Genomic DNA, 12,894 nt, shown 5'->3' with positions numbered 1-12,894 from the left:
CATGTCCTTCGATTTCAGCAAGCTTCTCTCTGTCGCCTGGGGTGGCTGGACCACGACCTGGCCGACGCAACTGCTCGCCCTGATCTGGCTCGCCTGGCTCGCCAGCTGGGTCGGCGCCTCCTTCTGGCAGGGCCGCACCCAGAAGCAGGTGCTGACGCTGGAGTCGGGCCGCTATCGCATCCCGATCCTGGTCGGCGGCATCCTGTTCACGCCGTGGACCGCGGAAGTGCTCGGTGAGAAGCCGCTCTGGGTGTTCAGCAATACCGCCGTCTACATCACGGCGCTGATCGTGCTTGCCGGCATCTCCTTCACCTGGTGGGGACGGCTGCATCTCGGAAAGTTCTGGTCGAACACCATCACCCACAAAGAAGACCACCGCGTCGTCGACACCGGGCCGTACGGCATCGTGCGCCATCCGATCTACACCGGCCTGATCGCGGGCATGCTCGCCACCGGCATCGCAGTCGGCACCGTCACCGCGATCCTCGGCGCGATCCTGATCTCGCTCGGCATGTGGCAGAAGGGCCGGATGGAAGAGGTGTTCCTCTCCAAGGAGCTTGGCGAAGACGCCTACGGCGCCTATTGCCGGCGCGTGCCGATGATCATTCCGTTCCTGTCGCCGCGGTGAGGGCTTAGCAGCTCGCCTCACTCTCGTGTCCCGGACGCGCAGCAACGCCCTTGGCGTTGCTGCGCAGAGCCGGGACCCAGATAGCGACGTACTACATGGCGGTGAGATGGGCCCCGGCTCTGCATCGCACCGCGAAGACGCGCTGGGCTGCGTCCGGGGCACCAAGCGCGTGCTTTTGGACGCACCAAGGAACCGCCCCTCCCCAAGCCCGTTATCCCTCGACAGCTGCCACCTGCGCGAGCATCGAGCCATGTCGGACGCCTACGATTATTTTCGCGAGCATGCGATCGCCGCTGTCCGCAAGGCGCGGGCGCTGCCGCGCGGGCGACCGAAGCAGAAGCAGCGCACGGTGGCGCGGGTCTATCATCTGCTGTCCAAGGAGGCCGCGCTGGTGCCGAACATCCATCACCTCGACGATTTTCGTGCGGCACGGCGACTGGAGCGGCAGATCCCTCGCTGATCTCCGGGCAAGCCCCGCCAGCGTTCGTCCCATGCAAAATCGATCGGCTGCCATTCCGCGGGAATAGGCCCGGCCGGCGCCCCGCACAGGTTGACGTCTGCCCCGTCAGCCAGTTGGATGCGCGCGCAAACAGGGGCCCTCTCATGACCTTCTCCAGCATCTTTGCGCAGTTCGTTGCGCTCCTCGGCGGCGTCGCACTGCAATGGCGGAAGCTGTCGGGCACCGTGCCTGCGCCGGCCTGGGGAGAGAAGCCCGCCATTCCCGAGGCCAAGCCGCAAGGCGCGATCCCGACCTTGAAGATGCCGACCGCGCGCGGCTGGAGCGAGGGCCAGAAGCCGACGGTCGCGCCCGGGCTCAAGGTCAACGCGTTCGCGACCGGGCTCGACCATCCGCGCTGGATCGAGGTGCTGCCCAATGGCGACGTGCTGATTGCGGAGGCGACGCAGATCGCGGGCGCACCGCGCAGCGTGTTTCATTACGCGATGCAGGCAACGATGCGGCGCGCCGCGGCGCTCGGCGTGTCCGCCGACCGCATCACGCTGCTGCGTGACAAGGACGGCGACGGCGTCGCCGAGCAACGCGGCGCCTTCATGGAAAATCTCAGCCAGCCGTTCGGCATGGCGCTGGTCGGCGACACCTTCTATGTCGGCAATACCGACGGCGTGATGGCGTTTCCCTATGTCGGGGGTGCCGACCGCATCACCGCGCCGGGCAAGCGGCTCACGACGTTCAAGCCAAGCGGACACTGGACCCGCAGCCTGCTGGCAAGCCCCGACGGCAAGAAGCTCTATGCCGGCGTCGGCTCGCTCAGCAACATCGCCGAGATGGGCATGGAGGTCGAGGAAGGCCGCGCCGCGGTCTACGAGCTCGACCTCGTTGCCGGCACGCACCGCATTTTCGGCGCGGGCCTGCGTAACCCGGTCGGGCTTGCGTGGGAGCCGAATACGGGTGTGCTCTGGACCGTCGTCAACGAGCGCGACGGGCTCGGCGACGAGACGCCGCCGGATTATTTGACGTCGGTGCGCGACGGCGGCTTCTACGGCTGGCCCTATTGCTATTGGGGCAAGACGGTGGACGACCGCGTGCCGCAGGATCCTGCGATGGTCGCCAAGGCGCTTCAACCGGACTACGCGCTCGGCGGCCACACCGCCTCGCTCGGCCTGTGCTGGATGCCCGCAGGCACGCTGCCGGGCTTCCCCGACGGCATGGTCATCGGCCAGCACGGCTCGTGGAATCGCAGCACACTGTCCGGCTACAAGCTGGTGTTCATCCCGTTCGAGAACGGCAAGCCGTCCGGCCCCGGCCGCGACATCCTGTCGGGCTTCCTGTCCCCGGACGAGAAGGAATCCTACGGCCGCCCGGTCGGTGTCGTGATCGGCCCCGACAAGAAATCACTGCTGATGGCGGACGACGTCGGCAACGTGATCTGGCGCGTCACGGGCGCGTAAAGGATTACGTCCCCACACACAGCGTGGCGCGCTGCTTCTTCAGCAGCGCGATCACCGACAGCGCGGTGATCAGGCCGGTCTTTGGATTTTCGGATGGGATGTTCTCGATGCCCATCGAGAACCGCGCCGAATCCGCCTCGACCTCGATGCGGTGAACGTTGCGCGTCACGGTCGGGTCGGCCCAAACCTGGATCTCGGTACGATCGGGCCCTATTCCCGCCAGCGACAGCGCAACGGCGACATTGACGTTCGCCGGAAAGCCCTTCGCCGCTTCGCGCGCGCTGCCCTCGAACAGCTTGAGCGGCTCGCGTAGATTGTCGATGTCGATCTTGTTCTGCACGATGAAGGGCGCGCCCTTCAGCCCGTCGATCGGCTTGCGCGTCACCATCTTCACGGAATGAATGGTGCCGATTGCGGCGGCGTTGACGGCGTCGAGCCCGATCAACGCGCCGGTCGGCACGATGATGCGGCCGCCATTGGCGCGGGCGAGATCGACGAGATCGAAATTGTCGAGCAGGCCACCGACGCTCACGACGACCACCGCCTTGCCGCGCTTCACGGCGGGCTCGACGATCGCGCGCAACTGGCTGCTCGGTGCGCACTCGACCACGATGTCGGCGACCTCGCCGAGCTGATCGATCGGCAGGATCTTTGGCGGATGACGCAGACCGCCGATGAAGGCCTGATGCTTGGCGGGATCGCGCACAGCCGCGGCCGACAGCGCCAGTCCCTCAATGCCCTGATCGAGCGCGGTCGCGATCTTCGTGCCGATCGAGCCCAGCCCGGCAATGGCGACCCGCAACGCGCTCGAAGCTCTCTGTTCAGTCATCGCACTCACCTCTGGTCCGAGCTTCCGTCATAGCCCCTCACGCCTCCCGCGCATAGCTGCGCAGGCGCGCCTCGAGCACCGCCAGCATGGCATCGCGGGCCGGATCGCGCGAGCCGCACAGCCACGCGGCGGCGAGCGGCAGCCGGCCGACCGGCCCGCTCTGCCTTGGCCGCAGCGGCACGAAGCGCACGCCCGTGACTGCCATGCGCGCCGTCCAGCGCGGCACGATCGCAACTCCGAGCTTCGTGGCCACCAGGTTGATGATGGTCTGTTTCTCGTCGGCGACCTGCACGATGCGCGGCGTCAGGCCTGCCTGCTCGAACAGCTTGATCGTGAGGTCATGGCTGTGCGGCCGCGAGCGGCGGTCCGGCACGAGCATCGCCTCGTCGGCGATGTCGGCCAGCGTGATCGACTTGCGCGCGGTCAGCGCGTGCCGCTGCGGGAACGCCACGATCGCGGTCTCCTGGAGCAGATCGCGGAATTCGAGCCGCTTGTCCGCACGATCGGGCCGGCGAACGAAGGCGAGATCGAGCGCGCCGGTCAGGATCTTCGGCAGCAGCCGGACGGTCTTGTCCTCGAGCAGCTGCACCGCGATGTCGGGATGCTTGGCGCGGAAGTCGCGCAAGAGCGGCGGCAGCAACCCGGCGGCTGCGCTGTCGATGGCGCCGATCCGGAGCCGCCGCGCAGTCCCCGCCCGGGAGCGGTTGCGCAGATTGCTCTCGACCGCCTCGACCTTGGCGAGGATGACGCGGGCATCGCGCAGCAGCGTCGCGCCGTCCTCGGTGAGCGACACTGCACGCGTCGTCCGCGCGAACAGCCGCGTGCCCAGATCCTCCTCCAGCAGCCTGATCTGGCGGCCCAGCGCGGAAGGCAGCATCTGGAGCTGCTGCGCCGCGCGGCCGAAATGCAGCTGCTCGGCCGCCGCCACGAAGCACCGGAGCTGATGCAATTCCATCCCGCCAATCCTCTCGTCTCGCGAGGATTATATCATTTTTTTGTATAAACCAGCGCCAATTGAGTCCGCCCTGCACTCCCGTCTAGATTCGCTGGCGACGCAGACAGCCAGATATGCCGGCGCGATCTCTCACACGGAGCATTCTCATGCGCACTCATTCGATCGCAGCCATTCCCGCCGACGGCATCGGCCCCGAGGTGATCTCGGCCGGGATCCGCGTGCTGGAGGCGCTGGCAAAACGCAGCGGCGACCTCGCCTTCAGCGTCAGGACGTTCGACTGGGGTTCGGACTATTACAAGAAGCACGGCGTGATGATGCCGGCCGACGGCCTCACCGAGTTGAAGAAGTTCGACGCGATCTATTTCGGTGCGGTCGGCGCACCTGATGTGCCAGACCACATCACGCTGTGGGGCCTGCGCCTGCCGATCTGCCAGGGCTTTGACCAATATGCCAATGTGCGGCCGACCAAGATCTTGCCCGGCGTCGCCTCGCCGCTGCGCAATGTCGGCGATCTCGACTGGGTGATCGTGCGCGAGAACTCGGAAGGCGAATATGCCGGCATGGGCGGCCGCGCCCACAAGGGCCTGCCGGAAGAGGTCGGCACCGAGGTCGCGATCTTCACCCGCGTCGGCGTCACCCGCATCATGCGCTATGCGTTCCAGCTCGCACAGTCGCGCCCGCGCAAATTCCTGACCGTCGTGACCAAGTCGAACGCGCAGCGCCACGGCATGGTGATGTGGGACGAGATCGCGGCCGAGGTCGCGACCGAATTCCCCGACGTGACCTGGGACAAGATGCTGGTCGATGCCATGACGGTGCGCATGACGCTGCATCCGAAAAGCCTCGACACCATCGTCGCGACCAATCTCCATGCCGACATCCTGTCTGACCTCGCCGGCGCGCTGGCCGGCAGCCTCGGCGTGGCGCCCACCGGCAACATCGATCCGCAGCGCCGCTTCCCCTCGATGTTCGAGCCGATTCACGGCTCGGCCTTCGACATCACCGGCAAGGGCATCGCCAATCCGGTCGCGACCTTCTGGACCGGCGCGCAGATGCTCGAGCATCTCGGCGAGAAGGACGCCGCTTCAAGGCTGATGGCGGCGGTCGAGCGCGTCTGCGCAGCGGGCGTGCTGACGCCGGATGTCGGCGGCAAGGCGACGACAAAGGAAGTGACCGATGCCGTGATCGACGCGATCAACGGCTCGAATGTGTGATCGCCCCTCGACGTCATGGCCGGGCTTGTCCCGGGCATGACGGGTGTGAATTAACTACCTCCGCCCCGCCGGAGGAGCCGGCGTCGCCATCGCGGCGGCCGGCTCGGGCGGTGCCAGATGGCGCGGCACGATGATGGTCTGTCCGGGCGTGAGCTGCGCGTTCTCTGCAAGCGAGTTGCTCTGCGCGAGAGTCCACAGCGGCACGCGATTGGCGGCGGCGATGCTCTCCATGGTGTCGCCGCGCCGCACCGGCACCCGCACGCCACTATCCCACAATTCGACCAGCGTATCCGCAGGCACCAGATAACGCAGCGGCACGGCACCGGCCTGGGTCTGCGGCGGAATGCGCGGCAGCTGGGTCACCATCTCGACGATCTGGCGATGGATGTCGTCGGATTTCTCGATGTTGATGTGCGAGACGCGGCTGTTTTCCTTCAGATCGTAGCTCGCATAATGACCGCGAAAGCCGGGGACCGCGACGACGTCGCCGCCGCCGAGCACGCTATCGGACAGGAAGATGTTGATGAAGCGCTCGACATTGAGCGGCACGTCGCCGGTCGCATGCGCGGGATCGATGGCGATGACGAGGCTGATCGGGATGCTCTCCTTGGCCGCCATCTCGGAGATGACGATCGAGCACAGCCCTCCCATGGAGTGCCCGATCAGCACGATCGGCGCCGCCTTCTCCTTGTAGCTGGCGATGACGCGGTTGCCGATGAACCGGCAGAGGGTGAATTCGTAGACATCGGCGGAAAAGCCGGCCTGTGTCAGCTTCTCGCCGAGCCGGTCCATGCCGGTCGAGAAGATCGGGCCCATGGCGCCGCGGAACAGATAGACGTTCGGCGGCGGCAACGGCTCGAACGGCGGAGGCGGCGGCGCGGCGGGTGCGGCCGCGGTGGCCTTGGACTTGGCAGGTGAGGCGGCGGCCATGCCGGGGCTCAGGGCGAGCAGCGCAACGGCTGCCAGCGCGACTAGTCGCCTCAAATCAATCATCAATCCAGCAGTCCCACGACGGGAGGCGATCACCTCCCCCGCCGGCTTAGTGACGGCCGATTGGGTGGAATTTGGGGCACGGAACCGGCTATCTCCTCCGAGTGCGAACTCTCACCGCACGCCTGGCGGCGCGACCGGACTTTGCGACGATTGGCCCCAGTCCTCGCGCGCGAACGGCTAAAATGGCAGCATCCGGTTCAACAATTCGAGCAGCGTGCGCTGCTCGGCCTCGCTGAGCGGCGCCAGCATCTTCCGATTATAGGGCTCCGTCAGCCTTGCACCCTCCGCAATGAGCTTTGCGCCCTTCGGCGTCAGCATGAGCTCGACGGCGCGGCGATCGGACTTCGAGCGGTTGCGCTTGATGAAGCCGGATGATTCCAGCTCGTTCAGGATCTTGATCAGGTTCGGCAGCCGCAGCCGCAGCAGGCCGGCGAGGCTGCTCGGCGGCACGCCGGGATTGTCGCGAATGACGGCGAAGATCGCATAGGTCGCGGGCGTCAGGCCCAAGGCGGCGAACTCCTCGTAGAAGCCCTCGAAGAATTTCAGCTGCGCCAGGCGCAGCATGAAGCCGGGGGTGCGCTGGAGCGCGCGCAGGTCCAGCGATTTCTCCGTCTGCTGAGCGGACTTTTGCGGAGCGGATTTGGCTCCGCTTAGAGGCTTCGGGCTCATGATTCTCAATCCCAGGGACGGCCGAATTGACACTCTCAAAAATAGCTATAAAATATAACTATTATTCAGCGGCACCAAGACCGCCTATGGGAGGGACACAATGAACAGCAAATTCCTGCACAAATTGTGCATTTTGGCCGCAACGCTCGCCACGGCGCCGGCGTTGGCCCAGGACGTCGTGAAGATCGGCATCCTGAACGACCAGTCGGGCCCGTTCGCGAGCTACCAGGGCATCGGCTCGGTCGTTGCCGCCAAAATGGCCGTCGAGGATTTTGGCGGAAAGGCCGCCGGCAAGCCGGTCGAGGTCGTCGCGGCCGACCACCAGAACAAGACCGACATCGGGATCGGCATCGCGCGGCGCTGGTACGAGAACGACAGCGTCGATGCAATCTTCGACCTCCCGAACTCGTCGATCGCGCTTGCGGTGGCCGGCATGAGCGCCGAGAAGAACAAGGTCTTCGTCGGATCGGGCGCCGGAACAGTGCTGCTGACCGGCGAGAAATGCACGCCGAACACCGTGCACTGGACCTACGACACCTATTCTTACGGCCGCGGTCTCGGCAAGGCGATCGTCCAGCAGGGCGGCAAGAAATGGTTCTTCATCACCGCCGACTACGCCTTCGGTCATGATCTGGAAAAGCAGGCTGCGGAGGCCGTGAAAGCGGCCGGTGGCGAGGTGCTCGGCAGCGTACGGCATCCCTTGGGAACGGCCGATTACGCCTCTTTCCTGCTACAGGCCCAGGCGTCGGGCGCGAACGTCGTCGGCTTCGCCAATGCCGGTGACGACACCATCACGTCGATGAAGCAGGCCGCCGAGTTCGGACTGACCAAGGACCACAAGCTGGTCGGATTGATCCTCGGCATGAACGGGCTTCCCGCACTGGGCCTGAAGTTTGCGCAAGGCGCGCAGATCATGAACCCGTTCTACTGGGATCTGAACGACGGCACGCGGGCCTTCGCAAAACGCTTCGCCGAACGGATTCCCTCGAAGGCCTATCCGAACGACATGCAGGCCGGCGTCTATGCCTCGGTCATTCACTATCTCAAAGCGGTCGACAAGGTCGGAGGCGCCAAGGATGGCAAGGCCGTCGTCGCCGCGATGAAGGAGATGCCGACCGACGATGTTCTGTTCGGCAAGGGCTATATCCGCAAGGACGGACGCAAGATCCACCCGCTCTACCTGTTGCAGGTCAAGTCGCCCGAGGAATCGACCTCGGCGTGGGATCTGCTGAAGGTCGTCGCCACCATCAAGGGCGAGGACGCGTTCCGCTCGGAGAGCGATGGCCAGTGCCCGCTCAGCAAACCATAGACGCGGAGCTGACCATGAGCGGCATCGCCTCCAGTCAGGTCGACCCGTTTGCGCCTGACTTCCTGTTGAACCCCTATCCTGCCTATGCGGCGCTACGCGCGCTCGGGCCCGTATTCGCGCTGGAACGTTACGGCGTGTGGGCGATGGCGGGCTATGGCGAGGTCGAGCCGGCCTTGAAGGACTGGAAGACGTTCATCAGTGGCGAGGGCGTCGGGCTCAACGGGATGAACCCTGCGCTGCCAAAGCCGCTGACGCTCCAGATCGATCCGCCCGATCACGACAAGGGTCGGCGGGTCCTCGGCCGCACGCTGTCTCCGGGCGTTGCGAGGAAGCTGCGCGAGACGTTTCAGCAGGAGGCGGAGAAGAAGGTCTCGGAGCTGATCGACAAAGGCACGTTCGATGCCGTCACCGATCTTGCCGAAGCCTATCCGATGAAGGTGTTTCCGGATGCGATCGGCATCCGGGCGGACGGCCGCGAGAAGCTGCTGGCCTGGAGCACATTCGTGTTCGACAGCTTTGGCCCCGAGAACGAGATGCTAGCAGCTTCACGCAAGGAAGGCCTCGCCGCCCAGAGCTGGATCATGGACTGCTGCGCACGAGATGCGTTGCGGCCCGACAGCCTCGGCATGATGATCTACCAGGCGGCCGACGACGGCGAGATTACCGAGCACGAGGCGACGCATCTGGTGCGGCCGTTCCTCACGGCGGGGATCGACACCACCGTCAACGGCATCGGCAACACCCTGCTCGCGCTCGCCACCCATCCGGATGAATACCGCAAGCTCCACCACAGGCCGGAGTTGGCGCGCAACGCTTTCGAGGAAGGCCTGCGCTACGATTCACCGGTGCAGACGTTCTTTCGAACCACCTCGCGCGACGTCGAGATCGGCGGCGGCGTGATCCCGGCACACCGCAAGGTGCTGCTGTTCATGGCCTCCGCCAACCGCGATCCGGCCCGATGGGACGGAGCCGATCGCTTCGAGGTCGAACGGACCGCGACCGGCCATGTCGGCTTCGGCGCAGGCATCCACGCCTGCGTCGGTCAGATGATCGCGCGTCTGGAAGGCGAATTGATCTTCAGCGAGCTTGCGAGGCGCGTGAAGACCATCGAGCTCACGGCGGAGCCGAAACGCAGGCTCAACAATTCCCTGCGCGGGCTGGAGAGCATGCCGGTCCGCGTGACGCCCGCTTAGGCGGCATCACGCGGGAGGATGCGACGGCTCAGTTCCTTCCCCCCCCCCCCCCCCCCCCCCCCCCCCCCCGCCGAGCGCGCCTGCCGCGGTGCGCCGGGTTCGGCGACCGGGACCGCCGCCGGCGCGCGCGAGCGCATGATGGCGGCGTCGATCTCGGCGATGACGCGGCGCTGGATCGCCTCGTTCTTGTCGATCGAGATATGGCCGACGCCGGTGCCGCGCACGTCGACATTGTCGAGCTTGCCGCGGAAACCGTCGGCACGCTTGACCGGCTCACCGGGGCCGTCGCCGATATAGATGTTGATGTAACGCTCCGCGCCGGTCGAGAGCTTGGTCTTGAACACGGAATCGAGGCCGATCGCGAGCTTCACGGGCACGCCCAGCCGGTTGAGTTTCGCGATCATGTCGGGCAGCGCGGTCGCGCCGGAGGAATGGCCGACCAGGACGATGGTCTTGAGCCGGCCGGCCTTGTAGGCGGTCGCGGCTTCATCGGCGAGCGAGGACCAGGAGACGAAGTTGGCGACCGTCACCGGGATGCCCTGCGCCTGGAGACGGGCGCCGATCGTGTCGAGGCCGAGCGAGAAGATGTTGAGCACGCCGCGGAGCAGATAGACATGCGTGGTCGCGACCTGGGCTTGGCTCGGGGCCGCCCGGGCCGTGGTCGGGCTGATGGCAACAGCTGACAGCAGGAGCAGGCCCATCGCCCATACACGGAGGGCGGACAATTGGCTGACGCCGGCGGTGTGACGGCCGTTCGGTCTCATCGATCTTTTCCCTGGGGACAATACGCTTTGCGATTGGTCGGAATCGTAGCCATGGCCTGCTCGCAGACGCAACAAAGAGCCGCGTGAATGGCAATCTTAGCCACAGCCCGTGACCATCGCGCAACACCTGCCCGAAACCTGCCACCGAAGGGCCTGTTTTGAGACCATTTTTCTCTCGCCAATTGCGGCCCGGCAAAGGCGTTCTTATCTCAGGGCTCCGCTGACCCGCCCTTCCCGGCAGGTTCCAGCCTCCCTCCCCAGCCTTTGCCCCCTCAGCCTGACGGCCATCCATGTCCTCCATCATCTCCGTCGCCAACCTGTCGAAGACCTATGGGTCCGGCTTCAAGGCGCTCAAGAACATCAATCTCGACATCAAGCGGGGCGAGATTTTTGCGCTGCTCGGCCCGAACGGTGCCGGCAAGACCACGCTGATCTCGATCATCTGCGGCATCGCCAACCCCAGTGAAGGCAAGGTTCTGGTCGGCGGCGAGAACATCCAGACCTCATACCGCAAGGCGCGCTCGCTGATCGGCCTCGTGCCCCAGGAATTGCACACCGACGCCTTCGAGAGCGTGTGGGCGACCGTGAGCTTCTCCCGCGGCCTGTTCGGCAAGCCCAAGAATCCTGATCATATCGAGAAGGTGCTGAAGGACCTCTCGCTGTGGGACAAGAAGGACAACAAGATCATCACGCTCTCCGGCGGCATGAAGCGTCGCGTGATGATCGCCAAAGCGCTATCGCACGAGCCGCAGATCCTGTTCCTGGACGAGCCCACTGCCGGCGTCGACGTCGAGCTGCGCAAGGGCATGTGGGAAGTGGTGCGCACCCTCCAGCAGTCCGGCGTCACCATCATCCTCACCACGCATTACATCGAGGAAGCCGAGGAAATGGCCGACCGCATCGGCGTCATCAACAAGGGCGAGATCGTGCTGATCGAGGACAAGGCGACGTTGATGCAGAAGCTCGGCAAGAAGCGGCTGACGCTGCACCTGCAGGGCAAGCTCGACGCGCTGCCGGAGAGCCTTGGGCATTACGAGTTGGAGCTCTGCGATGCCGGCGCGACGCTGGTCTACGATTACGACACCAAGGGCGAGCGCACCGGCATCACCAGCCTGCTCGGCGATCTCCGCACCGCCGGCATCCGCTTCAACGATCTCGACACGACGCAATCGTCGCTCGAGGACATCTTCGTCGATCTCGTGAGGACGTCATGAACCACCGCGCCATCCGCGCCATCTATCTGTTCGAAATGGCGCGCACCTGGCGCACGCTGCTGCAAAGCATCGTCTCGCCTGTGGTCTCCACTTCGCTCTATTTCGTGGTGTTCGGCGCCGCGATCGGCTCTCGCATCAGCCAGGTCGAGGGCGTCAGCTACGGCACCTTCATCGTGCCGGGCCTGATCATGCTTTCGGTGCTGACCCAGAGCATCGCCAACGCCTCGTTCGGCATCTACTTCCCGAAATTCACCGGCACGATCTACGAGATCCTGTCGGCACCGATCTCCTATTTCGAGATCGTGCTCGGCTATGTCGGCGCCGCCGCGACCAAGTCGATCATCTTGGGCCTGATCATCCTGGCGACCGCCGGATTATTCGTGCCGCTGCATATCCACCATCCGATCTGGATGCTGGCCTTCCTGGTGCTGACGGCAGTGACGTTCAGCCTGTTCGGCTTCATCATCGGCATCTGGGCCGACGGCTTCGAGAAGCTGCAGATGATCCCGATGCTGGTGGTGACGCCGTTGACCTTCCTCGGCGGCAGCTTCTATTCCATCGACATGCTGCCGCCCACCTGGCGCACGGTGGCGATGCTCAACCCGGTCGTCTATCTGATCTCCGGCTTCCGCTGGAGCTTTTACGAGATCGCGGACGTCAGCATGTCCGTCAGCGTCGGCATGACGACGGCGTTCCTGGTGATCTGTCTCGTCGTGATCTGGTGGATTTTTCGGACGGGGTATCGGCTGAAGAATTGACGCGACCTCACCGATAGCAATGGAAGCGGTGATAGCCGTCGTAATAGCCGTGGCAGCGGTGACGGTAGTGACGATGAGGAATGCCGAGCACACCCTCGACCGCACCAACGGCGCCGCCGACACCGGCACCGACGACGCCTCCGACCGCACCGCCCACGGGGCCGGCAATCCGGTTGCCCTCGTAAGAGCCTTCCTGGGCGCCGCGGACGATGCCCTGGGCGTGGCCGGCCTGCGGTAGCGACAAGAGCGCGAGCAGGATGGCGGCGGCTGCGAACACCAGGCGGAAGGCTAAACCGGCCGGCGACGGCGCGGCGGCGATGCGGGCTTTGTTCATCTTCGATCCCAAACGGTGAATGGCGGCGAGCGCCGCCTGTCGAGGCAGGTGATCGTCAACGCACCGGGCGGCCAAATGGTTGCGCCTTTGTGACGAATTGTCGGCGTTATGAATGGCGCGCCGCTC

Annotated in this window: 14 protein-coding genes; 8 read left to right on the top strand and 6 right to left on the bottom strand. The window is 65.3% G+C overall.

All coding sequences use genetic code 11. The annotated features are described in order from the left end of the window. Position 1 precedes the first annotated feature (1 nt). The 3 genes from XI03_RS22260 to XI03_RS22250 all read left to right on the top strand — a co-directional run bounded on the left by XI03_RS22260 (position 2) and on the right by XI03_RS22250 (position 2,536). Positions 2–628, top strand: a complete 627-nt coding sequence (locus tag XI03_RS22260) for a methyltransferase family protein (RefSeq protein WP_028145499.1) — start codon at positions 2–4, stop codon at positions 626–628. Positions 629–878: 250 nt separating this feature from the next. Continuing rightward, positions 879–1,088, top strand: coding sequence for a hypothetical protein (locus XI03_RS22255; RefSeq protein ID WP_038947653.1), 210 nt, complete (start codon positions 879–881; stop codon positions 1,086–1,088). Positions 1,089–1,231: 143 nt separating this feature from the next. Beyond that, complete coding sequence (locus XI03_RS22250; RefSeq protein ID WP_271593352.1) at positions 1,232–2,536, top strand: PQQ-dependent sugar dehydrogenase; 1,305 nt, start codon at positions 1,232–1,234, stop codon at positions 2,534–2,536. Positions 2,537–2,540: 4 nt separating this feature from the next. Here the strand turns inward: XI03_RS22250 and XI03_RS22245 are convergent, their stop codons facing one another. Both XI03_RS22245 and XI03_RS22240 read right to left on the bottom strand, forming a co-directional pair. Continuing rightward, positions 2,541–3,365 (bottom strand): aspartate dehydrogenase, encoded by an 825-nt coding sequence (locus tag XI03_RS22245; RefSeq protein WP_038947654.1) that lies wholly within the window; start codon positions 3,363–3,365, stop codon positions 2,541–2,543. A 37-nt stretch (positions 3,366–3,402) separates the two neighbouring features. After that, positions 3,403–4,320, bottom strand: coding sequence for a LysR family transcriptional regulator (locus XI03_RS22240; RefSeq protein ID WP_271593351.1), 918 nt, complete (start codon positions 4,318–4,320; stop codon positions 3,403–3,405). Positions 4,321–4,466: 146 nt separating this feature from the next. On the opposite strand from XI03_RS22240, the gene XI03_RS22235 reads away from it, so the two are divergent. Then, positions 4,467–5,534, top strand: a complete 1,068-nt coding sequence (locus XI03_RS22235; RefSeq protein ID WP_271593350.1) for a tartrate dehydrogenase — start codon at positions 4,467–4,469, stop codon at positions 5,532–5,534. Positions 5,535–5,588: 54 nt separating this feature from the next. On the opposite strand, the gene XI03_RS22230 is transcribed toward XI03_RS22235, so the two are convergent. Together XI03_RS22230 and XI03_RS22225 are read right to left on the bottom strand one after the other, a co-directional pair. After that, positions 5,589–6,527, bottom strand: coding sequence for a LysM peptidoglycan-binding domain-containing protein (locus XI03_RS22230; RefSeq protein WP_271593349.1), 939 nt, complete (start codon positions 6,525–6,527; stop codon positions 5,589–5,591). 177 nt (positions 6,528–6,704) lie between these two features. After that, a complete protein-coding gene (locus tag XI03_RS22225) occupies positions 6,705–7,196 on the bottom strand; it encodes a MarR family winged helix-turn-helix transcriptional regulator (RefSeq protein ID WP_028145506.1) in 492 nt (163 codons plus the stop codon). Positions 7,197–7,296: 100 nt separating this feature from the next. Here XI03_RS22225 and XI03_RS22220 point away from each other — a divergent pair, with 100 nt between their 5' ends. Both XI03_RS22220 and XI03_RS22215 read left to right on the top strand, forming a co-directional pair. Next, positions 7,297–8,505 (top strand): ABC transporter substrate-binding protein, encoded by a 1,209-nt coding sequence (locus XI03_RS22220; RefSeq protein ID WP_028145507.1) that lies wholly within the window; start codon positions 7,297–7,299, stop codon positions 8,503–8,505. Positions 8,506–8,519: 14 nt separating this feature from the next. Further along, complete coding sequence (locus tag XI03_RS22215) at positions 8,520–9,698, top strand: cytochrome P450 (RefSeq protein WP_271593348.1); 1,179 nt, start codon at positions 8,520–8,522, stop codon at positions 9,696–9,698. On the opposite strand, the gene XI03_RS22210 is transcribed toward XI03_RS22215, so the two are convergent. Further along, a complete protein-coding gene (locus XI03_RS22210) occupies positions 9,695–10,462 on the bottom strand; it encodes a hypothetical protein (protein ID WP_271593347.1) in 768 nt (255 codons plus the stop codon). The genes XI03_RS22215 and XI03_RS22210 overlap by 4 nt on opposite strands. Before the next feature lie 290 nt (positions 10,463–10,752). On the opposite strand from XI03_RS22210, the gene XI03_RS22205 reads away from it, so the two are divergent. Together XI03_RS22205 and XI03_RS22200 are read left to right on the top strand one after the other, a co-directional pair. Next, the gene (locus XI03_RS22205; RefSeq protein WP_028145510.1) at positions 10,753–11,676 is read left to right on the top strand and encodes an ABC transporter ATP-binding protein; all 924 of its coding nucleotides are present in this window, start codon (positions 10,753–10,755) and stop codon (positions 11,674–11,676) included. After that, complete coding sequence (locus tag XI03_RS22200; protein WP_028145511.1) at positions 11,673–12,434, top strand: ABC transporter permease; 762 nt, start codon at positions 11,673–11,675, stop codon at positions 12,432–12,434. The genes XI03_RS22205 and XI03_RS22200 overlap by 4 nt, the downstream gene beginning before the upstream one ends. 7 nt (positions 12,435–12,441) lie before the next feature. Here XI03_RS22200 and XI03_RS22195 read toward each other — a convergent pair whose 3' ends face one another. Next, positions 12,442–12,768 (bottom strand): hypothetical protein, encoded by a 327-nt coding sequence (locus XI03_RS22195; RefSeq protein WP_028145512.1) that lies wholly within the window; start codon positions 12,766–12,768, stop codon positions 12,442–12,444. Between the last annotated feature and the right edge of the window lie 126 nt (positions 12,769–12,894).

The sequence above is a fragment of the Bradyrhizobium sp. CCBAU 65884 genome (genome assembly GCF_028128835.1).
Taxonomy (GTDB): Bacteria; Pseudomonadota; Alphaproteobacteria; order Rhizobiales; family Xanthobacteraceae; genus Bradyrhizobium; species Bradyrhizobium ottawaense.
The sequence above is the reverse complement of the archived record's forward strand: the minus strand, read 5'-3'. Positions and strand labels throughout refer to the sequence as shown.